Source organism: Flagellimonas okinawensis (assembly GCF_029194005.1).
Taxonomy (GTDB): domain Bacteria; phylum Bacteroidota; class Bacteroidia; order Flavobacteriales; family Flavobacteriaceae; genus Flagellimonas; species Flagellimonas okinawensis.
The window spans coordinates 351812-374452 of the sequence record NZ_JARFVA010000003.1 but is presented as its reverse complement, the minus strand read 5'-3'; the positions used below and the strand labels follow the sequence as shown (position 1 = coordinate 374452).

Here is a 22641-nt window from a genome sequence, read left to right as displayed (position 1 = left end):
TTTCTTGCCCAAACCAAACCTCCGACAAATGAAAAACATGCTAGTTGCAGCAGCTCTTCTTGTTGCATTTACGACAACACTGGACACCAACGCACAAGAAATCAATTTCCCAGAACGCTACGAAACTTGGAAAGCAGCCGAGAAGGGCCAATTCAAGTTTGATCAAGCGGAGTTGGACAAGGCTGTGGATTTTGCCAACGCCAACGAATATTCAGGGTCTAGGGATTTACGAATTGCCATTTTAAAAGGTTTTGAAAAGGAACCTTTTCATGATGTTTTGGGTCCGACAAAAAAGCGTGGAGGTCCAGCTGGTATGATTATGAAGGACGGTTTTGTTTTGGCCTCTTGGGGCGATACCAAACGTGTGGATATGACCTTCAGTGTTACCAAGAGTTTTTTATCCACCGTTGCTGGACTTGCCGAGGATCAAGGCTTGATCAATGACACTAAGGATAAAGTGATAGATTATATCTGGGATGGCACTTTTGATGGTGAACATAATTCCAAGATAACATGGGAACATTTGTTACAACAAAACTCCGATTGGTCAGGTGAACTTTGGGGAGGAAAGGATTGGGCCGACCGTCCACCGAGCGAAGGTGGTCTGGACGATTGGAAGTTCCGTACACTCAACGAACCCGGTACCGTAATGGAATACAACGACGTTCGTGTTAACGTACTTGCCTATTCACTTACCCATGTGTGGAGAAAACCTGTTCCTATGGTCCTCAAAGAAGAAGTGATGGACAAAATTGGGGCGACCACTTCTTGGAGATGGTTTGGTTACGACAACGCTTGGACCGTTGTTGATGGTATTAAAATGAAATCTGTTACGGGGGGTGGACACTCAGGTGCCGGACTTTTTATTTCTACCGAGGATATGGCCCGTTTTGGAACCTTGTTCTTGAACAACGGGAAATGGGAAGATGAGCAGATCATCAGTGAGGATTGGATCAAGAAAGCAACTACTCCTTCAATACCTAACGTGAATTACGGCTATATGTGGTGGCTCAACCAGCAAGGTGGTCGTCACTGGGATGGTGTTCCCGAACATGTTTTTTATGCTGCTGGTTTTGGGGGCAACTTTATTATTGTAGATCAAACAAGTGGATTGGTCATTGTGACCCGTTGGTTGGAACCTTCAAAAATTGGGGAGTTTGTAAAGCAAGTGTACGAGGCTTTTTAAACAGAAACATCTTCTTTTTGGGGTGTGAAAGGCAGAAGTGCTTTCAACGCCTTGTCCACACTGGTAATCCTTTCAAACACCAATAACAACCGGAGTCCATTTCGGGTCTGTTTTTCCTTGAGTTTTACCTGTTGAGGATGTGTTTGCGCATATTGCAATATTTGGGTAAATATGGCACTTTGGTAAAAACTGGATTGTTGGTCGGCAATAAAGTAACCGATGAATTTGCCCTTTTTCATGATTACTTTTTCAAGTCCAATATGGGTGGCGATCCATTTAATTCGAACCGAGTTCATCAAGTCAACTGCGGGTTCTGGTAACTCTCCAAAACGATCTACGAGCTGTGCTTCAAACTTTTGAAGGCCTTCCTCATCCTCCACATCGTTCAATTGGGTGTACAGGTTAAGGCGCTCGGTGATATTATTGATGTAGTCATCAGGGAAGAGCAGTTCAAAATCCGTGTCGAGCTGCATCTCTTTGACATACACTTTTTCCTTATTGCCCTCAACTTCCTCATACAATTCCTTGAATTCATTTTCCTTGAGTTCATCAATCGCTTCGGACAATATTTTTTGATAGGTCTCGAATCCAATTTCATTGATGAAACCACTTTGTTCACCTCCCAATAGGTCACCCGCACCACGGATTTCCAAATCCTTCATGGCAATGTTAAAGCCACTTCCCAGGTCTGTGAATTGCTCCAAAGCCTCGATACGTTTACGGGCTTCGGGTGTCATCACTTCATAGGGTGGAGTTATAAAATAACAGAATGCCTTTTTGTTGCTTCGGCCTACTCGTCCACGCATCTGGTGGAGATCGCTCAATCCAAAATTATTGGCGTTGTGAATGAAAATGGTATTGGCATTTGTGACATCCAATCCACTTTCGATGATTGTGGTTGAAACCAGCACATCAAACTCACCGTTCATGAAGGAGAGCATCAAAGACTCCAATTTTTTTCCCTCCATTTGTCCATGGCCGATGCCAATTTTTGCATCGGGAACCAAACGTTGGAGCATTCCAGCTACCTCTTTGATGTTTTCAATTCTATTATGGATAAAGAAAACCTGTCCACCCCGTTGGATTTCGTAAGAAATGGCATCTCGGATAATTTCTTCGTTCAACCGGATCACCTGACTTTCGATAGGGTAACGGTTTGGTGGCGGGGTATTGATGACGGATAGGTCACGAGCGGCCATCAAACTAAATTGAAGTGTCCTTGGAATCGGTGTCGCCGTTAAGGTGAGTACATCCACATTTTCTTTTATGGAACGCAGTTTTTCCTTGACCGAAACCCCGAACTTTTGTTCCTCGTCCACAATCAGTAGTCCCAAATCCTTGAACTGAACATTTTTGTTTACCAGTTGATGGGTTCCGATAATGATGTCGATTTTGCCAGCGGCCAAACGCTCCAAAACATCCTTTTTTTCCTTTGCGGTGCGGAATCGGTTGAGGTAATCCACCGTTACGGGCATCTCCTTTAAACGTTCCCTGAACGTTCTGCTATGCTGGAAAGCCAAAATGGTGGTAGGGACCAAAACGGCAACCTGCTTGCCGTTGTCTACCGCCTTGAATGCAGCACGGATGGCAACTTCAGTTTTCCCAAATCCTACGTCACCACAGACAAGTCTGTCCATGGGTCTCTCGCTTTCCATGTCCTTTTTTACATCTTGGGTGCTCTTTTCTTGGTCCGGGGTGTCCTCGTAAAGGAAAGAAGCTTCCAATTCGTTCTGTAGATAGCTGTCGGGTGCACATTGAAAACCTTTTTCCAATCGACGTTTGGCGTATACTTTGATAAGGTCAAAAGCAATTTTTTTGACTCTGGCCTTGGTCTTTTGCTTCAGTTTTTTCCAAGCTGCGGAACCAAGTTTGAAGATTTTTGGAGGAGCCCCGTCCTTACCGTTGTATTTGGATATTTTGTGCAGCGAATGGATACTAACGTACAAAATGTCACGGTCGCCATAGATCAGTTTGATGGCCTCCTGTTTCTTACCTTCCACATCAATTTTTTGCAACCCACCGAACTTTCCGATACCGTGGTCAATATGGGTCACGTAATCCCCAATCTCCAGTTTATTGAGTTCCTTTAAGGTGATGGCCTGTTTTTTGGCATAGCCATTCTTTAAATGGAACTTGTGGTAGCGCTCAAAGATTTGATGGTCGGTATAGCAGGCGATTTTCAAATCCGGGTCCACAAAACCTTGGTACAATGGAAATATGATGGTCTGGTAATGGACCGTTTGGTCAACTTCATCAAAAATATCGTGAAAACGCTTGGCCTGTTGTTCCGTAGAGCAGAAAATATAATTACTGTAACCCGCATCCCGATTAGCATTGAGGTTTTCAATGAGTAGGTCAAACTTTTTGTTGAAGGAAGGTTGGGGTTTGGTATGGAAAACGATTTCCTCACCCTGAACTTGTTTCAGGGTCTCACTGGAAACTCCGATCTCAACACATAAATAATCCTGTAGCTGCTCTTTTAACAAAGCTGAATCCAAAAACAGTTCTTTGGGCTTCGCGTGTTTGATTTCTTCACTCAACTTGGCAAAGCTTTCCTCTGCTTTTTCAAAAAAGGAATCGATGCGATCATAGATCAAAGCCGGATTCTTGGCAAAGACAACCGTTTTGGCGGAAATATATTTTAAGAAACTTTCCCGTATTTCTTCGGTGAACTTGTTTTCTACGTTTGGAATGATGGTGATTTTCTTCACTTTGTCCGTGGAAAGCTGTGTCTCCACATCAAAAGTTCGGATGCTATCCACTTCATCCCCGAAAAACTCGATACGGTAGGGTTCATCATGCGAGAATGAGAAGACATCCACAATCCCCCCTCGAACCGAAAATTCCCCTGGTTCAGTCACAAAATCCACTCGTTTGAACTGATATTCAAAAAGAACCTCGTTCAAAAAATCCAACGAAATCTCATCGCCCAATTTTATCTTCTGGGTGTTCTTGTCCAGTTCCTTTCGGGTGACCACTTTTTCAAAAAGTGCATCGGGATAAGTGACAATGATGGCCGGTTTTTTTCTGGAGTTGATGCGGTTGAGCACTTCGGCACGAAGTAATACATTCGCGTTGTCCGTTTCCTCAATTTGATATGGCCTTCGATAGCTTCCGGGATAAAAAAGTACATCCTTTTCACCCAGGAGCTGTTCCAAATCGTTCAAATGATAGGCTGCTTCCTCCTTGTCGTTTAATATCAGCAAGAATGGGGCATCGGTTGATTTGAAAGTTTCAGCAATTACAAAGGAAAGCGAGGAGCCTACAAGCCCTTTGATATTTATTTTTTCTGATGAACCAGAAGGGCTGTCTTGAGTTTGGGCAATGGTATCCCTCAGTTTCCCAATTTGGGGAGACTGTTCAAAAAGTTGGGAAATCGGGGTTTTGGTCAATCCAAAAAACTTTGCGGCAAAGATAAACCGCGGAAACTTTTACTGAAAATGTTTTTTTGAGTTTCTCTTTCAGTCTAAAATATCTTGTCATTTCGAGCGCAGTCGAGAAATCTAATTAACCAATTCAAACGAGATGCTGAATCAAGTTCTGCATGACAAGCAAACCTCAGACTTTAATAATACTATCCTCAACAATAGCAAAAACTTCATCCGAATGCTTTGGATCCAAGGAATGAGTTCCTGTGAATTGGCCAAAAGCAGGGAGAATCATCTGGCTTTTGGATTTGAAAAAGCAGGGAAGTTTTATACGTTCCTTGCCAAAACCTTTGAGTTTGATGGATGGATGAACATGCCCACAAAATGTAAAGCAGCCTTCACGTTCCTCAGGGTGGTGGGTCAATAAGAAAGAGTCGATGATCAATTCAGGGAATATGGAAACTTTCAGTTTTTCGAACTTTTCAGGAGCGATAATGTCGTGGTTGCCTGCCACCAATAAAATTTCAGCAGGAGTTTTAGCGACCCAGTTCTCGAACAATTCCCATTCCTTGTTTAATGATGAATGAAAAAGGTCGCCCAAAAAACAAATTTGGAAGGGCTGGAAATCGGACACTATTTTATCCAGCAGCAGAAAGTTTTTGTGGATGGCTTTTCTGGGAACTGCTGCACCGAACTTTCTAAAGTGGGACACCTTCCCCAAATGCACGTCGCTGATCAGCAGGAGTGATTTTTCCTCCCAAAAGAGGCCACCCAAAGGGTGGAGTTGAAATTCTTGATTTAGTATTTTGATTTTTTGAATCATTCGTAATGGGTGCTGCAAATTTAGTTCAATTGTCATTTCGAGCGCAGTCGAGAAATCTATTTGACGCTGAATTTCTCAAATGATAGTCTGTTTTATATTAAAATATCCACACATGGTGATTCAAAACATATTTCAGTACCCTTATTGGATGAGATTCCGTGTCGGGGCACGGAATGACAGATATACGGATGTTGGTTGGTTATTTGGTCAATTTAGCCACCATTCTTTTAATGCGGTCCGCTAATTTTTCGTTGGATAATTTTTCCCGCAACCTGTCCGTGACGATAGGGAAGGAGAGGGGTGTAGGCTGCGAGCATTGCTTCCAAACCATATCTTGTTGCGCGATTCTTTCCAGGGCCAAGCGCAAACGACCTTCTTCCAATTGGTGCTCAAAGGTTTCGGTATAGGCCTGTTGGTAGAGCAGGTTATCATCCTCAAAATCCCTGAAAACATCGAACAGCAATTCCGAACTGCTTTGCAGGTGCTTCATTTTGATTCCCTTTTCCGGATAACCAGTAAACACCATACCGCTGATAACGGCTATGTCCCTGAACTTTCGACGCGCCATTTCGTTGGAATTCAGGCTTTTTTGAAGGTCGGACAACATATATTCCGGAGAAAAGAGATTGTTGTCCAAAATTTCCTGAATGTTGATTTCCCTATCCGATAGCAATTCAAAACCATAATCGTTGAAGGCAAGGGAGCAGGTTATGGGCGCCAGTAAACTGATACGATATGCCAACAGGCTGCTCATGCCCTCGTGGATGGCCCTGCCTTCAAAAGGGTAGAACATATGGTGGTAGCCGTCGCGGGTCTTGAAGGTTTCAATCAAAAATTGCTGGGGCTGGGGAACAATGCTTTCTTCCCTTTGCTTGGAGAACATCGGTTGCAAGGCCTGGATTTCTTCTGATTGCCTCGAAAATTCCAATTCGGCGGTGTACAGCTCTTGACGCAACAATTCCGACATTTTTGCGGAAAAGCTCAATCGTCCTCCCATCCAACTAGGGACTTTGTTCGTCCTTTTTTTGGAATTGCGAACGTGAGCCGCCATCCCTTTGATTCTGATGAATTCCAAATTTCGCCCTGCAAAGGTAAAAACATCGCCCGGGCTCAATTTTGAGATGAAATATTCTTCGATACTGCCAATGTAACCACCTTTTTGATATCGTACCGAAATCGTAGCGTCACCGACAATGGTTCCGATTTGGAAACGGTGCCGCATCGCCACGGCCCTGCTGTTGACTTTAAATTTTCCATCTTCCTCGACTTCTACTTTTTTGTATTCATCATAGCTCTTGAGACTTTGGCTTCCCATCACCAAAAAATTGAGCAGCCATTGCCATTGCTCATCCGAAATAGCTTGATAACAGAAGGTTTGTTTGATTTCGGGATAGATTTCATCAGGATAAAAACCATCAGAAACCGCCAAGGTTGTTAAATATTGAATAAGGACATCGAAACTGTTCAGATAGGGGATACGGTCTTCCACAGCGCTGTTCAGTACCGCTTTTTGCATGGCCGAGGCTTCGACCAGTTCTATGGCATGAGTGGGCAGAAAATGGATGACGCTTTCCTTGCCAGGGCGGTGGCCACTGCGACCTGCACGTTGTAAAAAGCGGGCAACACCTTTGGGTCCTCCGATTTGGACCACCGTTTCCACGGGAGCAAAATCAACTCCAAGGTCCAAACTTGATGTACAGACCACTGCTTTAAGGCTTTCGTTGCGAATGGCCTGTTCTACCCATAATCGGGTTTCCTTGTTAATGCTGCCATGGTGCATCGCCATTTCCCCGGCGAATTCCGGATATTTTTCCAGTATCTTTTGAAACCAGATTTCACACTGGCTTCGGGTGTTGGTAAAGAGTAAAGTGGTTTTACTATTGTTGATGATGGGCACTACCTGATCCAAAAGATGTAATCCCAAATGGCCGCGCCATGGAAAGGTTTCCATTTCCTTTGGAATAATACTTTTTACCGTGATTTTTTTGTTCAGGTCGGCCTTTATCAATACCGAATTTCCCAATTCCGCGGATGTAGGTCCCAGCAAGACTTCGCGAGCCTGTTCTAGATTTCCGATAGTGGCCGATATGCCCCAAATACGCATATCCTTACAAACGGTTTTTAATCGGGAAAGGCCCAATTCCATTTGAACACCTCGTTTAGTGCCCAAAAGTTCGTGCCACTCATCCACGACGATGGCGGAACAATCCTTAAAAGTTTTGGCGTATCCCTTTGATGAGAGCAATAACTGCAAACTTTCCGGGGTGGTGATCAATAGGTCGGGCATGTTGGTTCGCATTCTTGCCCTTTCTTTTGCTGAAGTGTCTCCCGTACGGATACCTACGGTCATTTGCATGCCCAAATCTTGCGTGATGCGCTCGGCAGATTGCTTTATTTCTTGTGAAAGTGCTCGTAAGGGCGTAATCCAAATGGCTTTCAACCCTTTTTTATGTTTGGTCTTGTATTGAGGATTGTTTTTGATGTAGTTGAGTACGATCGGAAACCAAAGGGCATAGGTTTTTCCGCTACCCGTAGGAGCATTCAAAAGGCCATGCTTACCATCCAAAAAAGCTTGCCACGTGTCTTTTTGAAAGGTAAAGGGTCTCCAGTTCTGTTTTTGGAACCAATCTTCGGCAATATGATAAAGTTGTAGGTCTCGCAGTTTGAATTAGGCTTTGAATTGAAAAATACGAAATTCTTTCATGCCTATACACGGGCTTTTTGCGATAAGAATTATATTTGTCGTATAAAATTTTCGATATGCCAATTTTAGATTTATACGAGCACGGTGACCATAGAAAAAATCTGGCCCATTTTGCCACCTTGGCAAGTTTGGCAGCTGTAGATGGGGAAATCAATCCAAAGGAAAAAGCAGTTTTGGATAAATTCGCTTTTAAGCTCAACATTACCGAAGAAGAGATTAAAGAGGTAATGAAAAAAGAGAATAAATACCCTATAGAAACCCCACATAGCGGTGAGAAAAGATTTAAAAGGCTATTCGAATTTTTCCAGATTATTTTCTCCGACCACTATATTGATGATGATGAGCGAAAAATCGTTGAAAAGTATGCGATAGGTCTTGGTTTTGCCCCAAAAAAAGCTTCGGATATCATCGATAAGTCGATAGCCATCTTCTCCGGACAGATTGCATTTGAGGATTATCATGTGTTGGTTAAGCGCGAGTGTAACTAACGTTTTGCCATAAACTCCTCAGCTTTTTCCACCATATTTTTGCTTCCACAGAAAAATGGTACCCTTTCGTGCAATTCCGTGGGCTGAATATCCATTATTCGTCTATAGCCATCACTGGCTTTTCCATTGGCCTGTTCGGCCAAGAATGCCATAGGATTACATTCGTAGAGCAAACGGAGTTTACCGTTCTGTGCTTTGCTGCTCTTAGGGTACATATAAATTCCGCCTTTGATCATGTTACGGTGAAAATCGGAAACGAGGGAACCAATATATCTTGAGGTATAAGGGCGATCGCCTTCCTCCATTTGACAATATTTAATATAATCCTTCACACCCTGGGGAAAATGGATGTAGTTACCCTCGTTTACGGAATAGATTTGTCCTGATTCAGGGAATTGCATATTGGGGTGGGACAAATAAAAAGTACCCAGCGCCGGATTCAAGGTAAACCCATTTACTCCGTGTCCGGTAGTGTAAACGTACATGGTTGAGGTGCCGTAGATGATATAACCAGCGGCTATTTGATTCTTTCCGGGTTGAAGGAAATCTTCCAAAGTAACAGGGGTGCCAACCGGGGTCACCCTTCTATAAATTGAAAAAATGGTTCCCACGGAAACGTTTACATCAATATTGGAAGACCCGTCCAATGGATCTATCAATACCACGTATTTATTTTGATGTTGTTTGTCAAAGCTGTTGATGCTAATAAAATCATCTTCTTCCTCGGAAGCGATGCCGCATACGATTTCCCGGTTTTTTAGAGTTTCAATAAACTTCTCATTGGCCAGAACGTCCAGCTTTTGCTGATCTTCGCCTTGTATATTCGTGTCGCCTGCAGCACCGGTGATATCAACAAGACCAGCTTTGTTCACCTCATGGTTCACGACCTTTGCGGCCAAGCGAATTCCGTTCAGAAGTCTTGAGAGTTCGCCGGAAGTATATTGAAAGGATTCTTGGTTGGCGATGATGAACTCGCCCATGGTTAGTCGTTGTTTGTCAAACATTGGAAGAGACTGTTTTATTTAAGGACAAATATCGGGCATTTTGTGAAACTATATCGTTTTCGAAGGACTTTAATTCTGTAATTTTATAACTTTGAGTTTTATTTGTAACAATTATGGAGTATACGATAAGAGAGGCACGAGCAGAAGATATGAGTCAGGTACTAAACTTGGTCCAAGAACTGGCCGATTTTGAAAAGGAACCTGAAGCCGTTGAAATTACTGTACAGGATTTGGTAAAGCACGGATTTGGTGACCAGAAGATGTTCCATTGTTTTGTGGCCGATACCCAAAAAGGCATTGTCGGAATCGCATTGGTGTACCCAAGGTATTCGACCTGGAAGGGGCCTGCCATCCATTTGGAGGATTTGATCGTTTCCGAGAAGATGCGCGGAAGTGGTCTTGGAACCGCACTATTGAATGAGGTGGTCCGATATGGGCATAGTTTGGGAGTGAAACGTATATGTTGGGAGGTCTTGGACTGGAACGATCCTGCCATTGAGTTTTATGAAAAGAAAGGGGCCAATGTCCTAAGGGATTGGGACGTGGTCCAGTTAGATGAAAAAGGAATCAAAAATTATATGGAGAGCCTAAATGGGGCATCCTAAATATTAGCAAATAAATACATGAGGGTATTTAAGTTTGGAGGGGCATCGGTAAAGGATGCGGATGCGGTAAAAAATGTAGTGAACGTTCTACAGCAGGTTGGTTATAACGATACATTGGTAGTGATTTCCGCTATGGGAAAAACTACCAATGCCATGGAAAAGGTAGTGGAGTCCTATTTTAACGATAAGGATCAATTATCTGCTTCCATACAAGAAGTGGTCGATTATCACAATGGGATACTTTCCGATCTTTTCGAAAATCCTGGTCATCCCGTTTATGAAAAGGTCAGGACACTTTTTGAAGAGGTCAAGGGGTTTTTGGCCTGGAACAAATCCCCAAAATATGCCTTCGTATACGACCAGGTGGTTTGTTATGGGGAGCTTTTGTCCACAACTATTGTCAGCGCCTATTTGAACCAGGTTGGTGTTTCCAATACATGGTTGGACGTCAGGACTCTTATTAAAACAGACAACAGCTATAGGGATGCCCAGGTACAATGGGAACGTACCCAGCAAGAGGTGGTTTCCAAAGTGGATGTGTCCAAATTGAACATTACCCAAGGATTTTTAGGAAGCGACGATAACAACTTTACTACTACTTTGGGCAGGGAAGGTTCGGATTACTCGGCCGCTATTTTGGCCTACTGCCTAAATGCCGAATCCGTTACCATTTGGAAAGATGTTCCAGGTGTTTTGAACGCCGACCCAAGGAATTTCGAGAATGCACAATTATTGGACAAGATTTCCTATCGAGAAGCGATCGAATTGGCTTTTTACGGTGCTTCGGTGATTCACCCGAAAACATTGCAGCCCTTGCAGAGAAAAGAAATACCCTTAAAAGTAAAATCCTTTGTGAACCCAAAGGATAATGGTACAACTGTAGGCAAGGGGAACGGTATAGAGCCAAAAGTACCTTGTTTTATCGTTAAAAAAAACCAGGTGCTTTTAAAACTCTCGTCCCTTGACTTTTCTTTTATCGTAGAGGATAACATCAGTGAAATCTTTAAGTTGTTCCATGATCATAGACTCAAGGTCGACCTTATCCAAAATTCGGCCATTAGTTTTTCAGTCTGTTTGGACAATAAATTCAGGGGCCTCCAGCCATTGTTGGAAGAACTCAAGCGCAAGTTCAAAGTTGTATGCCATGAGGATGTTTCGCTTTATACCATTCGTCATTTTAATGATGATTCGGTGAAATCACTTCAAAATGGAAAATCCGTTTTGGTAGAGCAAAGAGGTAAGGAAACCGTTCAACTTGTTGTAAAATAAGTTATTATACTTAATATTTAGGTAAAAAGCCCTATAGGGTTAATTTTCTATCTTTACAGGTACCTAAATACTTTATCTATGGGCTTGGTTTCTGCTAAAGAGGTGGCGAAGGTCATCCATCTGGACAAATATGGCTTTTTGGGCACTTTTGTAGGATGGCTATTGATGGTTGCCACCAGAATCAGCACGATCAACAGATTTTATGACAAGAACAAAGAACTTTCCGGTCCCGAATTCCTCGATTCCATTCTTGATCACTACGAAATCGATTTTGAACTACCGGAAGAGGATATTAAGCGCCTTCCCAAATCCGGTCCGTATATTACGATAAGCAACCACCCCCTTGGCGGCATAGATGGGGTGCTATTGCTAAAATTGCTATTGCACGAAAGACCCGATTATAAAATAATCGCAAACTTTTTATTGCACCGTATTGAGCCATTGAAACCCTACATTATGCCCGTAAATCCTTTTGAAAACCATAAGGATGCCAAGAGCAGTGTGGCCGGTTTTAAAAGTGCGCTGCAACATCTTAGGGACGGACATCCGCTTGGTATCTTTCCTGCGGGGGAAGTATCCACTTACCGGGATGGGAAATTGGTCGTGGACCGACCTTGGGAAGAAGCGGCCATAAAACTGATCAGAAAGGCTGAAGTACCTGTAGTTCCCATTTATTTTCACGCACGTAACAGTAGATTGTTCTACCGTTTGTCCAAGATAGATGATGTGTTTCGAACGGCTAAACTGCCATCGGAGCTCACGTCACAGAGCCGTAGGCCCATCAAGGTCCGAATTGGCCAGCCCATATCGGTAAGCACACAGAATGAAGAAGAGACCCTGGAAGGTTTTGCTGAATTGCTCCGAAAAAAAACTTATTTATTGGCGAATGCCTTTGAAAAGGAACGATTTCTGGATAAGGTGCCCACCTCCCTTAAAATTCCAAAGCCTCCCAAAAAAATAGCAACGGCGATCAGTGCTGAAGTTCTCAATGGAGAAATCGAAAAACTGCGCGAAAAGGATTGCCGGTTGTTGCAGAGCAAGAATTACGAAGTGTTCTTGGCACAGGCGAAGGACATGCCGTTTTGTTTGAACGAAATCGGTCGTCAGCGCGAAGTCACCTTTAGGGAAGTAGGCGAAGGGACCAACAATGCCATCGATCTGGATAAATTTGATTCATATTACCACCATTTGTTCTTGTGGGACGATGAATCCAAGGCCATAGTCGGAGCTTATCGCATGGGGTTGGGTTCGGAAATCTTCAATAAGTATGGAATCGATGGATTCTACCTTCAGGACCTTTTCCGATTTGAACCCGAACTCTACGGAATGATGGAGAAATCCATCGAAATGGGACGAGCCTATATTGTTAAGGAATATCAGCAAAAACCAATGCCCCTGTTCCTGCTATGGAAAGGAATAGTGCATACCACCCTGAGACATCCCGAGCACAGGTATTTGATAGGAGGGGTGAGCATTAGCAATCAGTTTTCCAATTTTTCCAAATCCTTGATGATCGAGTTTATGAAATCCAATTATTGGGATCCATATGTGGCCCAGTATATCAGGCCCAAAAAAGAATTCAAGGTAAAGCTCAAGGATGCTGATAAAGAGTTTGTGTTCGATGAGACCCAGGCCGATTTGAACAAGTTCGATAAACTGATCAGCGAGGTGGAACCCGGAAGTTTGCGATTGCCCGTATTGATCAAAAAGTATATAAAGCAAAATGCCAAAGTGGTGGCCTTTAATGTAGACCCTTTGTTCAATAATTCGGTGGATGGACTCATGTACATTAGGATTGCTGATCTACCCGAGAGTACGGTTAAGCCGGTTATGGAAGAATTCCAGGCCGAACTCGAACGTAAAGTGGCAGAGGGGCATACCAATGGTAATGATGACCTAGCGGATTAGTCCACACCTACTTTGTCACTTCGTTTTTCAAATAAAAGATTGTCTTTCCATACCCCATTGATCTTGCCAACGCGCTCCCTTTTGCCAATGTAGCGGAAACCTACTTTCTCATGCAGTTTGATGCTGGCCCGGTTTTCCGGAAAAATGCCGGATTGGATGGTCCAAAATCCAGCTTTTTCACTTTCTTGGATCAGGTGTTGCATAAGGGCTTGTCCAACACCCTTGCCACGGCTATTTCTTGATATGTACACACTGACCTCGCCCACACCTCCATAAACACAACGGCTGGAAACAGGTGAAAGCGCTGCCCAGCCCATTATCGTACCGTTGTCCTCAGCGATCAAGCGACAGTCGTCGATATGCGCCTTGTCCCAGTGCTCATAAGATGGTACTTTGGTCTCAAAAGTGGCGAATCCTGTGGCTATTCCCTCCATATAAATGTTGGAGACAGCGTCCCAGTCAGAAGAGGTCATGTTTCTAATTGTCATGGACCTTTTATTTTATTGTAATATTACGATAAATAGGGAATTAAAAAAAGCCGAATAAAACTATTCGGCCTTAAAAGTTTTAGAACCAAGGTTTTTTGCCCACTTGGTAAGTGTTGTAGAATTCCTCGTCTGATTTGGTCAAATAGATGATACCTTCAATTAGACCTACAATCCCTGGAATCCAGACAAAAAGAAGTCCAATACCAACACAGGATAAAACATATGCGGCAATGGATACTCCTAAGAGGATAAACCCTTCTTTATTATAGCCTAAAATAAATTTGTGGATTCCCAAGGAACCTACTATTATGGCTAAGATACCAGCCAGGATTTTTTTGTTGTCACCTCCAGCGCCTTGTATTCCTTCCTTGAATTCTTCAGCGGTTTTTTTTGCTTCTTCCTTAAAATCTTTTGCTGCGTCTTCAGCCTTATCGCCAAAGTCTTTGTTCTCTTCTGACATGTTTGTGAATGTGTTGGTTAATGTAGGTTAAATGTAGCAAAATAATCAATACCTATAGAAAGGCTTTATCAACAGGTTCCCAAAGTTCCAATTTATTGCCTTCGGGGTCCAATATCCATCCGAATTTACCGTACTCAAACTCTTGGATTTCACCTACTACGGTGACACCTTCTTTCTTTAAAACCTCTATTAGTTCAACCAAGTTCTCAACTCTAAAGTTCATCATAAACTGCTTGTCGCTCGGTTCAAAATAGGAAGTTTTTTCATCCATGGGGCTCCATTGTGTGGAACAATCGTTCCCTTTTTTGTCTTTCCACCAAAAGGTACACCCGTATTGGTCCGTGTTTAATCCCAAATGGTTCTTGTACCATTCTTTGATCTGGTCAGGGTCTTTGCTTTTAAAGAAAAAACCACCGAGTCCGGTTACTCTGTTTTTCATGATTTCTTAGTGTTTAGTTCATATAGTTCGATCCAATCTTGTGGAGTCATTTTTTGGCAAAGTTCCGCTATCAGGTCAAAGGGTATTTTGTTCATATTCTTGAAACGGATGCAGCTCTTGCCCATATCCAATTTTGTGGTCATATGTTTTGGATATTCGTTTACGAACCAATCATATAATTTTTGGTCAGCATATATGCCCATATGGTAAAGAGCGATAAAGTTTTTTTGCGAAGCAATATTGATAAAGGGGAGGGGGAGTTTTTGGTCACAATGATAACCGTCGGGGTATAGGGAGTGGGGTACTACAAAACCTATCATTTTATAATTGATACATTCTTTGAACCCATCCGGCAGAGCATTTTTTATGGTTTCGCGAAGTTTAGAAACCACTGTTTTTCGTTCGTCGGGCAATTTTTCTATGTATTCGTCAGGTGTTTTGGCGTCTATGGTCATAACAATCCTATTTACGCTGGAGTATCAACGATGATAACAAGGTAATTATAAATCCGATGATAAAAACGGTCAAGGCCATAAAAGCAAATGAAAAAATCGGGTTGGAAAATTGTTCGCGCTGGGCTTCCAGTTCGGCCAATTTGGCATCCAATTCGTTGTCGGGTAAACTTGCTTTCATGTCGTCAATTACCTCACTATAGTATTCATCCATAAATTCGGGATTGAGCACTTCGGTGTATAAAACATCTAATAATCCAAATACCAAAGCAGTAATTAAACTGATCAGTATGCCGATGGTCAAGGCCCTTCTGAAACTTATTTTCCCTTCATTTTCTTTGTCCCTAAAGTGCTTGATTCCAAAATAGACAAAGCCCAAGGAAACAATCATGGAAACATAACCCAGAATTTCCTGTAGAGACATGGGAAGATCATTCAATAAAAACCAGCTGATTAGAAAAAGGATACAGATGGTGATGGAGCCATATGTGCCAAATCTCAATATTGTTTTTTTCATGTTCTTTTATTTAATGGTCGGAACAAATCTAATCGTACCAGCATATTCGGGACTCATACTAAAGTACCAAAAACAGTGTTTATTGGCTTTAAAAAGAGCTATATGGAAAGAATTTGAAGACTTTTGGCTTTTTGTATGGCCTGGGTTCTTCGTTTGGAATCCAATTTTACCAGAAGATTGGACACATGGGTTTTTATGGTACTTTCAGATACAAAAAGGGCATCTGCTATTTCTTTGTTGGAAAGCCCTTTGGAAATTTGCACCAAAACTTCGTATTCTCGTTTGCTGATGCCCAACTCTTCTATTTTTTTATAATCGATGAAGTTGGTTTTTTCTTTTTTCAGCGATTTTTTATTGATATAGATTCCGATAACAAAAAAGACAATGGCAATGACGCCGATTACAATTTCTTTGGAAATATCACCGGATAGATAGGCATAACTGCTCAACTTGAATAGCAACAATAAGGAGATGATAAGTGCAGAGAAAACAAAAATGGTCTTTTTCACCCACTAAAATTAGCAAAATCTTTCTTTGACTTTATCTACGATTGTCTGAGCTAGCTTTTCCTTGCTTTCGACGGTCCATCCGGCAACATGTGGGGTGAGCAGTACATTTTTGGCCTTGCGCAAATATTTAAAAGCCTTTGGTTTGGATGCGAACATATTTTCGAAGGATTTCTTCTCGTATTCGAGCACATCCAATCCGGCACCCAGCACTTTTCCAGACTTTAGCCCATCTACCAAATCGTTCGTTACCACACATTTTCCGCGTGCAGTGTTCAAAAGCCAAAAAGGTTTATGGAATTTGTCTATGAACTCTTTGTTCACCATGCCGATGGTTTGCTCGGTCTGAGGTACATGCAAGCTCACCACATCGCATCGTTGTTGGAATTCCATAATGCCCACTTGACGCGCATTATCATCACCGACACCTCCGATAATATCATAACAGATCACCTCTACGTCAAATCCAAGTAGTTTTTTTGCAAAGGCCTTGCCCATGTTTCCATACCCGATAATGCCAACGGTTTTACCATCGAGCTCAACGCCTCTGTTCTGTTCACGTTTCCATTTTCCTTTTCGGACCTGGCGGTCGGCTTTGCACATGTGGTTCATAATGGAAAGTAGCATGCCAAGGGTATGCTCCCCCACGGCATTTCTATTTCCTTCCGGTGCCGATGCCATAAATATGTCCTTATATTTGGCATAGTCCACATCTATATTTTCCAGCCCTGCACCCACTCTTCCGATAAACTTGAGGTTGGTGGCCTTTTCCAAAAACTGCTGGTCTATGGTAAATCTGCTCCGTATGATGATACCATCGTATTCATGGATCTTTTTTTCTACCTGTTCTTTGGATGAGGTATAGTCTTCATGATTTTCGAACCCAAGCTCTTCGAATTGTTCGATGAGCAATGGGTGATTGGTGTCGAGATGGAGAACTTTCATGGTGGCAAATATACGACTCCTAGATTTTTGGGTAGTCGGTCTGGGTCTTTTCGTGGATTACATTTCCGGTATGTGCGGTGCTTATTTTCTCAAAAAGGAGTACATGGACCTCCTCTCCATTTTTTGTGATGGGATTATGTTCTACCCCTTTGGGCACCACAATGATTTCACCCTCGTTCACAACCTCTGTCCTATCACGAAATTGCATATAAAGTGTGCCCTTGATCACCTGGAACAGTTCATCTTCGTTTTCGTGGGCGTGCCAAACAAATTCTCCTTCGAGTTTTGCCAACAACACTTGCATGTTATCCACTACGGCTATTTGATGGGGATGCCATTGTTTGGTAAACTCGGCATGCTTTTCCTTGATATTGATAGGTTTCATATGTGTACGATTTTATTCGGTGGGCAAGGGTAGATTGTGCATTCTTAAAAAAGATAGTTTATCCCAATATCCTCGTTGAAATTTGATTTTTCCATTGACAACATGAAAAAATCCGCATCCGCGAAGGCCCAATGGGTCTTTCCATTCCAGAATGGCCCATTCCCCATCTTCAAAAATGTGCTCTACGATACAGACCATTTCGGCCATTTTAAACTCGTTCAAGAACATTTGATATATATTTTCCTTGCCTTTAATGGGTTCGTTCGCTACTTGATGGTTTACAGCGTCGTTATGGTAAAACTCACTAATTTTAAGTGCATCACCTTGGTTGAACACCTCGACCCATTGTGCCACTATATCCTTTGGACTATTGTTCATGAGATTTGATTTTTCTTTTTGGATTATATTCCGAGGATTACCTTCGCGATCCAAAAATAAATCAGGATACCAAAAATATCGTTGCTTGTAGTGATGAAAGGACCCGTTGCTATTGCGGGGTCAATGTTCCTTTTATGAAGGAACAGTGGGATAAATGTACCGATCAATCCGGCAACTACAATTACCACCACCAAGGAAAGCGAGATGGCAAGTGCCGTGGCAAAAGTGCCTTTCCAGACCCAAGTGAACACTAATAATAGAATGGCCAGAATAAGCCCGTTTAAAAGGGCCAATAGCATTTCTTTGATCAGATGGTTGCTTACGCTTCCTTTAAGGTCATCGTTGGCAAGACCCTGAACCACAATGGCACTCGATTGTACACCAACATTACCTGCCATTGCAGCGATCAGTGGTGTAAAAAAGAACAATACCGCATGTTTGGATATCATATCCTCAAAGGTTCCCATGATAGCTGCTGCGCTAAGTCCGCCCAAAAGGCCCAATATAAGCCAGGGCAATCTTGCCCGGGTCAGTATCCAAATACTGTCGTTAGCTTCAACATCTTGGGAGATACCGGCTGCCATTTGGTAATCTTTATCGGCTTCTTCACGGATAACATCCACGATATCGTCAATGGTGATGCGACCGACCAATCTTCCTATTTCATCTATTACCGGAATTGCTTCCAAATCGTATTTAGACATGATCTTTGCAACCTCTTCTCCTTTTTCGTTTACATTCACAGAATCCACTTTTGGAATGTAAATGTCCTTGATGTGGCTTTTGGTGGGTGCCGTAAGTAGATCTTTGAGCGAGAGACGTCCCTTGAGCTTGCCTTCGTCGTCCACGACATATATTGAATGTACCCTAGTAACATTCTCGGCCTGGGCCCTCATTTCCTTTACACAAGTGGTCACGGTCCAATTCTCGTTGACCTTTACCAGCTCTTTGGCCATAAGACCACCAGCGGAATCTTCTTCGTAACGGAGTAGGTCCACAATGTCCTTGGCGTGATCCCGGTCCTCGATTTCGGAGATAACTTCTTGGACAAGTTCCTTTGGGAGTTCGTTGATGATATCCGCTGCATCATCCGTGTCCAGTTCCGAAAGCTCCCCTGCAATTTCTTTGGCGGTAAGGTTTTTAAGTACGGCCTCCCGGATGTCCTCGTGCATTTCCGCAAGGATGTCCGAAGTTTTTTCACTGTCCAATAACTTGATCAGATAGGTAGCTCCATCAACATCCAGTTCGTCCGCTATTTCCGCAATATCGGCATAGTGGAACTCTTGCATCATGGACTGTAGTTCGGCATCCTTGCCGTCCATGATCAGTTGCCTGATTTCTTCTAAAAGTTCTTCTGTGAGTTTAAACGGGGTCATTGGCTATCTTCTGTGTCAACGTTACAAAGTCAGCTACACTTAGCTGTTCGGGGCGTTGGTCAAAGATAGCATCTTCTTTTAGATTATCGGAAAGGTTAAAGGTTTTAAGGCTGTTACGAATGGTTTTTCGTCTTTGGTTAAAGGCTGATTTCACCACTTTAAAGAACAAACGTTCATCACATGGAAGGTTAAGTTCTTTTTTACGCACCAATCGTAGTACCCCCGAGTCTACCTTTGGTGGCGGGTCAAAAACCCCTGGTGGAACAGTAAATAAATATTCTGCATCATAATATGCCTGGACCAATACGGAAAGTATTCCATAGGTTTTGCTGCCCGGTCCTTCGCATATACGTTTGGCCACTTCTTTTTGGAACATTCCCGAAAATTCAGGGACCTGATGTCGCATTTCCAACATTTTAAAAACTATCTGGCTGGATATATTATAGGGAAAGTTGCCAGTAATGGCGAATTGTTCGTCACCATAGAGTTGGGTAAGGTCAAATTTGAGAAAATCTGCCTCCACTATATTTATTCTGTTGTTCGCTTTTAAAATATCGGCATGTTCCAAAGGGAAACTGTGATTAAGGTACACAATGGATTCTTCATCCAGGTCCATGGCTACCAGGTCCAAATCCCTTTGTAGTAGGTGTTTGGTGAGCACTCCCATGCCCGGTCCAATTTCGAGTACATTCTTGTATCCTGTTAACGATAGGGTTTGCGCTATTTTTTTGGCCACGGACTCATCTTTTAAGAAATGTTGGCCCAAGTGTTTTTTCGCTTTTACAGCACCGTCTTCCTGAATGTGTTTAGGGTTGCGTTGGGAACCGTTGGAGTACTTCTTTTTTTTCTTTTTGGACACGGGCGGTTTTTTTGCAAGTTAATGGGAATTTTCGATATAGATCCATGCCTCGGCCCCAGATTCCAGAGGAAATTTTTGACGTTTGTAAGCGCTGGTTTCGTAAATATCCGCTTTCTTTAAGTCATCTGCATTCACTTCGTAGGCCATTCCCGGAACCTTGTCTTTGGGGTCATTGGTCTTGATGACCAGGGGATATCGACCATATACGGCATTGTCGAGCTTTCTAAATCCCAATACCATATCTGTTTTCCCCTTGAGCAGGCGGCCAAAAATATACTCCTGAACCTGCAGGTCCTGAAGGGTTCCATAGGAAAAAAGATATTCCAAAGATCAAGGTATTTGTTGGCTGATGACTTCCAGTTCAGTACGGAAGGCTACGAATTTATTCGGAAACATCTTTTGTGCATCGCCGCGCAAACGTTCTGCATCCTCTTTATAATAGGCGTCCAAAGTGCTCCTGTCCTGAGTGGTGTATTGTACGGAATAGGTGACGCCTCCCAAGTCTTCCTCAACCAATACCCTTACCATTTTGGCATGGGAAAATTTTCCCGTGGCCAGCATATCCGGAAGGTGTTTGTCCTTCATCCAGTCCAACCATTGGTCGTGGACACTTTCATCAATGTTGATGGTTACGTTGTAAATGAGCATGTGCCTTTGTTTTGTGGGGCTAAAGTAGGAAAGAATTAGTTAATCGCATCCCCGCGGAGTCGCCTAAAATTCTTTCGCGCTTCTGGGAAATAATAACTATCCTGATAATTGTAAATGATCTTCTCGTAATGGCCCTTGGCCTTTTCGGGTTCGTTCAAGATGTTTTCGTACAATTCCCCTAGTGCAAAGTGGGCGTCGTCGGCTAAAATTCCATCGGCATAAAACTCCACTATTTTTTGATAGTTGAACTTGGCACTTTCATAATTTTCTTGTTCTACCAATAGTCGCGCCTGCTTTAGCAAAGCTTCATCCTCGATTTTTTCCCCTTTGTGATTTTGTAAAATATCTTCTAGCACATCGATGGCTTCAATGTTTTTATTTTGATATGCCAGTAAATCTGCCTTGGCATATTTTTTCAGTGCCGTCTGCGTGGAATCTTCCAGTGAATTGTCTGATATAAGCAAGCTCAACTGCATGGCATCATTGGCGATAAGTTGTGATGTGGAACTCCGTAACACTTTCAATTGTGTAAGTGCCCAGTCAAAATCTCCTTTGTAAAAACTGGTCTGAGCCACTTTAAAACGGGCGTCTTGCCCAAGGACATCATTCTTTACGCTCTTTTGCACTTGGGTAAAAAGAATCAATGCTTCATTGAATCTTTGGTCGAACACCAAAATATCACCAAGGGCCAACTTTACATAGGCCATCGTCATTCTTCCCATTGGTAGTTCCAGACTTTCCTTGAGCATGGCAATGGCAGGTTCCGGTTGCTCTTTTTTAAAAGTAAGGAAGTTCGCATAAGCAATCTGGAGTTGTAAGGTGATGCTCTGGTTTCCGTATACTGCTACCAAGTCCTCAAACTTTTTTTCTACATCTTTTAGAACTTTATCGGATGGCTTTTCCAGGGCGATATCGATCAGGTTGAGTTCTGCATTGAGCCTGGTCCTTGGATTTTCCGTGTTGTCCACAATATATTCGTAAATCTCGGTTGCGGTTTCCCAGTCCTTGTCCTCCAAAGCAATGTCCCCGAGGTTTTCCAATCTGTCCACGGATTGCCCTTCACTTCGTTTATAAATGGCCTTTTCTTGACCAAAGGCACTACTGTATTGTTTTTGCTGTACAAAAAGCCAACTTAAAAGCTCGTTCCAAAGCAGGTCGGGCGTTTGCTGTGCGTTCTGCAGCAATACTTTTCGCAATAGGATATTGTTTTCGTTGGATGGTTCCTCGGAGATAAAATCATCGATGTTGCGCAGTACGTTGGAACGGGAGGTACGGCCTTCCCAGATAAGGTTGAGGTAGGATTGGTACATTTTGGCAATATCTCCTTGTTCTCCATAAATGCGCGCCAACTGAAAATCGTAGTTAAGGTCGGGCTTTAGTTGCATCGCCTTTGTATAGGCCTGAATGGCATAATCCAATAGGGCATATTTTTGAAAGCGATAACCTACACTGTATCCATAATTGGGGTTGTCCTCAATTTTGTTTATGGCTTTATCGTAGTAGGTATTTGCCTTTTCGCCTTCATTTTTCAAGGTGAAATTGTAACCCAGCTCTATGTAAAAAGTCGGAAATGCGTAGCTGTCCTCAATTTTTTGAAGTAAAAACGTCTCGGCATCATCATAACGCTCCAATTGCTGGTAACATGCCACAAGTCCTTCGGCATAATCGGTACGCCTTGGGTTGGTTTCTACCAATTTTTCGTAGAAAACAACGGCTTTCTCATAATCACCGTCCTGAAAATATTGTTTGGCCAAGAAATCCTCTTGGGCCACTCCAATAAAACTGGATAACAGTAGTATGAGAAATAAAAGACGTCGCAATAGCTTGTTTTAT

The 22641-nt window shown here is 42.7% G+C and carries 23 protein-coding genes; 5 read left to right on the top strand and 18 right to left on the bottom strand.

Going from position 1 to position 22641, the window contains the following annotated elements:
• The first annotated feature begins 28 nt into the window (after positions 1-28).
• On the top strand, positions 29-1186 hold the full coding sequence (locus PY091_RS11285; protein WP_275649759.1) for a serine hydrolase domain-containing protein: 1158 nt from the start codon (positions 29-31) through the stop codon (positions 1184-1186).
• Here PY091_RS11285 and mfd read toward each other — a convergent pair.
• The 3 genes from mfd to PY091_RS11270 form a co-directional block, all read right to left on the bottom strand.
• On the bottom strand, positions 1183-4578 hold the full coding sequence (gene mfd, locus PY091_RS11280) for a transcription-repair coupling factor (RefSeq protein ID WP_275649758.1): 3396 nt from the start codon (positions 4576-4578) through the stop codon (positions 1183-1185). The genes PY091_RS11285 and mfd overlap by 4 nt on opposite strands.
• 166 nt (positions 4579-4744) lie before the next feature.
• A complete protein-coding gene (gene pdeM / locus PY091_RS11275; protein WP_275649757.1) occupies positions 4745-5377 on the bottom strand; it encodes a ligase-associated DNA damage response endonuclease PdeM in 633 nt (210 codons plus the stop codon).
• Positions 5378-5576: 199 nt separating this feature from the next.
• Positions 5577-8039 carry a ligase-associated DNA damage response DEXH box helicase gene (locus PY091_RS11270; protein WP_275649913.1) on the bottom strand — a complete coding sequence of 821 codons (2463 nt, stop codon included), beginning with the start codon at positions 8037-8039 and terminating at the stop codon, positions 5577-5579.
• A 98-nt stretch (positions 8040-8137) separates the two neighbouring features.
• Between PY091_RS11270 and PY091_RS11265 the strand changes: the two genes are divergently transcribed.
• Complete coding sequence (locus tag PY091_RS11265; RefSeq protein WP_275649756.1) at positions 8138-8569, top strand: tellurite resistance TerB family protein; 432 nt, start codon at positions 8138-8140, stop codon at positions 8567-8569.
• On the opposite strand, the gene fbp is transcribed toward PY091_RS11265, so the two are convergent.
• On the bottom strand, positions 8566-9573 hold the full coding sequence (fbp, locus tag PY091_RS11260; RefSeq protein ID WP_275649755.1) for a class 1 fructose-bisphosphatase: 1008 nt from the start codon (positions 9571-9573) through the stop codon (positions 8566-8568). The two genes, PY091_RS11265 and fbp, sit on opposite strands and share 4 nt — an antisense overlap.
• Positions 9574-9686: 113 nt before the next feature.
• Here fbp and PY091_RS11255 point away from each other — a divergent pair, with 113 nt between their 5' ends.
• From PY091_RS11255 to PY091_RS11245, 3 genes are all read left to right on the top strand, one after another.
• Entirely contained in the window at positions 9687-10178 is a 492-nt protein-coding gene (locus PY091_RS11255; RefSeq protein WP_275649754.1) for a GNAT family N-acetyltransferase, read from the top strand.
• An 18-nt stretch (positions 10179-10196) separates the two neighbouring features.
• The gene (locus tag PY091_RS11250) at positions 10197-11447 is read left to right on the top strand and encodes an aspartate kinase (RefSeq protein ID WP_275649753.1); all 1251 of its coding nucleotides are present in this window, start codon (positions 10197-10199) and stop codon (positions 11445-11447) included.
• Positions 11448-11525: 78 nt separating this feature from the next.
• A complete protein-coding gene (locus PY091_RS11245) occupies positions 11526-13355 on the top strand; it encodes a lysophospholipid acyltransferase family protein (protein WP_275649752.1) in 1830 nt (609 codons plus the stop codon).
• Here PY091_RS11245 and PY091_RS11240 read toward each other — a convergent pair.
• The 14 genes from PY091_RS11240 to PY091_RS11175 all read right to left on the bottom strand — a co-directional run bounded on the left by PY091_RS11240 (position 13352) and on the right by PY091_RS11175 (position 22628).
• Positions 13352-13843, bottom strand: coding sequence for a GNAT family N-acetyltransferase (locus tag PY091_RS11240; RefSeq protein ID WP_275649751.1), 492 nt, complete (start codon positions 13841-13843; stop codon positions 13352-13354). The genes PY091_RS11245 and PY091_RS11240 overlap by 4 nt on opposite strands.
• 79 nt (positions 13844-13922) lie before the next feature.
• On the bottom strand, positions 13923-14303 hold the full coding sequence (locus PY091_RS11235) for a TM2 domain-containing protein (RefSeq protein ID WP_275649750.1): 381 nt from the start codon (positions 14301-14303) through the stop codon (positions 13923-13925).
• Between the two features lie 52 nt (positions 14304-14355).
• Positions 14356-14742 (bottom strand): VOC family protein, encoded by a 387-nt coding sequence (locus PY091_RS11230; RefSeq protein ID WP_275649749.1) that lies wholly within the window; start codon positions 14740-14742, stop codon positions 14356-14358.
• Positions 14739-15197 carry a DUF1801 domain-containing protein gene (locus tag PY091_RS11225; protein ID WP_275649748.1) on the bottom strand — a complete coding sequence of 153 codons (459 nt, stop codon included), beginning with the start codon at positions 15195-15197 and terminating at the stop codon, positions 14739-14741. Before PY091_RS11225 ends, PY091_RS11230 begins: the two co-directional genes overlap by 4 nt.
• Positions 15198-15204: 7 nt before the next feature.
• The gene (locus tag PY091_RS11220; RefSeq protein WP_275649747.1) at positions 15205-15711 is read right to left on the bottom strand and encodes a DUF4199 domain-containing protein; all 507 of its coding nucleotides are present in this window, start codon (positions 15709-15711) and stop codon (positions 15205-15207) included.
• A gap of 98 nt (positions 15712-15809) precedes the next feature.
• Positions 15810-16220 carry a response regulator transcription factor gene (locus PY091_RS11215; protein WP_275649746.1) on the bottom strand — a complete coding sequence of 137 codons (411 nt, stop codon included), beginning with the start codon at positions 16218-16220 and terminating at the stop codon, positions 15810-15812.
• Positions 16221-16229: 9 nt separating this feature from the next.
• On the bottom strand, positions 16230-17162 hold the full coding sequence (locus PY091_RS11210) for a 2-hydroxyacid dehydrogenase (RefSeq protein ID WP_275649745.1): 933 nt from the start codon (positions 17160-17162) through the stop codon (positions 16230-16232).
• A 19-nt stretch (positions 17163-17181) separates the two neighbouring features.
• The gene (locus PY091_RS11205; RefSeq protein ID WP_275649744.1) at positions 17182-17547 is read right to left on the bottom strand and encodes a cupin domain-containing protein; all 366 of its coding nucleotides are present in this window, start codon (positions 17545-17547) and stop codon (positions 17182-17184) included.
• A 12-nt stretch (positions 17548-17559) separates the two neighbouring features.
• A complete protein-coding gene (locus tag PY091_RS11200) occupies positions 17560-17925 on the bottom strand; it encodes a nuclear transport factor 2 family protein (protein WP_275649743.1) in 366 nt (121 codons plus the stop codon).
• Between the two features lie 23 nt (positions 17926-17948).
• Positions 17949-19301, bottom strand: coding sequence for a magnesium transporter (gene mgtE / locus PY091_RS11195; RefSeq protein WP_275649742.1), 1353 nt, complete (start codon positions 19299-19301; stop codon positions 17949-17951).
• Entirely contained in the window at positions 19288-20160 is an 873-nt protein-coding gene (gene rsmA, locus PY091_RS11190) for a 16S rRNA (adenine(1518)-N(6)/adenine(1519)-N(6))-dimethyltransferase RsmA (RefSeq protein ID WP_275649741.1), read from the bottom strand. Before rsmA ends, mgtE begins: the two co-directional genes overlap by 14 nt.
• An 18-nt stretch (positions 20161-20178) precedes the next feature.
• Positions 20179-20487 carry a gamma-glutamylcyclotransferase family protein gene (locus tag PY091_RS11185; protein ID WP_275649740.1) on the bottom strand — a complete coding sequence of 103 codons (309 nt, stop codon included), beginning with the start codon at positions 20485-20487 and terminating at the stop codon, positions 20179-20181.
• Positions 20488-20490: 3 nt separating this feature from the next.
• A complete protein-coding gene (locus tag PY091_RS11180) occupies positions 20491-20808 on the bottom strand; it encodes a DUF4286 family protein (protein WP_275649739.1) in 318 nt (105 codons plus the stop codon).
• A gap of 35 nt (positions 20809-20843) precedes the next feature.
• Positions 20844-22628: a tetratricopeptide repeat protein gene (locus tag PY091_RS11175; protein WP_275649738.1), complete on the bottom strand. Its 1785-nt coding sequence runs from the start codon at positions 22626-22628 to the stop codon at positions 20844-20846.
• Positions 22629-22641: the final 13 nt, after the last annotated feature.

Excerpts from the sequence above, each read along its gene's own strand:
- PY091_RS11285 (WP_275649759.1), top strand. The coding sequence starts at position 29 with ATGAAAAACATGCTAGTTGCAGCAGCTCTTCTTGTTGCATTTACGACA.
- pdeM (WP_275649757.1), bottom strand. The coding sequence starts at position 5,377 with ATGATTCAAAAAATCAAAATACTAAATCAAGAATTTCAACTCCACCCT.
- PY091_RS11265 (WP_275649756.1), top strand. The coding sequence starts at position 8,138 with ATGCCAATTTTAGATTTATACGAGCACGGTGACCATAGAAAAAATCTG.
- fbp (WP_275649755.1), bottom strand. The coding sequence starts at position 9,573 with ATGTTTGACAAACAACGACTAACCATGGGCGAGTTCATCATCGCCAAC.
- PY091_RS11255 (WP_275649754.1), top strand. The coding sequence starts at position 9,687 with ATGGAGTATACGATAAGAGAGGCACGAGCAGAAGATATGAGTCAGGTA.
- PY091_RS11250 (WP_275649753.1), top strand. The coding sequence starts at position 10,197 with ATGAGGGTATTTAAGTTTGGAGGGGCATCGGTAAAGGATGCGGATGCG.
- PY091_RS11245 (WP_275649752.1), top strand. The coding sequence starts at position 11,526 with ATGGGCTTGGTTTCTGCTAAAGAGGTGGCGAAGGTCATCCATCTGGAC.
- PY091_RS11240 (WP_275649751.1), bottom strand. The coding sequence starts at position 13,843 with ATGACAATTAGAAACATGACCTCTTCTGACTGGGACGCTGTCTCCAAC.
- PY091_RS11235 (WP_275649750.1), bottom strand. The coding sequence starts at position 14,303 with ATGTCAGAAGAGAACAAAGACTTTGGCGATAAGGCTGAAGACGCAGCA.
- PY091_RS11230 (WP_275649749.1), bottom strand. The coding sequence starts at position 14,742 with ATGAAAAACAGAGTAACCGGACTCGGTGGTTTTTTCTTTAAAAGCAAA.
- PY091_RS11225 (WP_275649748.1), bottom strand. The coding sequence starts at position 15,197 with ATGACCATAGACGCCAAAACACCTGACGAATACATAGAAAAATTGCCC.
- PY091_RS11220 (WP_275649747.1), bottom strand. The coding sequence starts at position 15,711 with ATGAAAAAAACAATATTGAGATTTGGCACATATGGCTCCATCACCATC.
- PY091_RS11210 (WP_275649745.1), bottom strand. The coding sequence starts at position 17,162 with ATGAAAGTTCTCCATCTCGACACCAATCACCCATTGCTCATCGAACAA.
- PY091_RS11205 (WP_275649744.1), bottom strand. The coding sequence starts at position 17,547 with ATGAAACCTATCAATATCAAGGAAAAGCATGCCGAGTTTACCAAACAA.
- PY091_RS11200 (WP_275649743.1), bottom strand. The coding sequence starts at position 17,925 with ATGAACAATAGTCCAAAGGATATAGTGGCACAATGGGTCGAGGTGTTC.
- mgtE (WP_275649742.1), bottom strand. The coding sequence starts at position 19,301 with ATGACCCCGTTTAAACTCACAGAAGAACTTTTAGAAGAAATCAGGCAA.
- PY091_RS11180 (WP_275649739.1), bottom strand. The coding sequence starts at position 20,808 with ATGCTCATTTACAACGTAACCATCAACATTGATGAAAGTGTCCACGAC.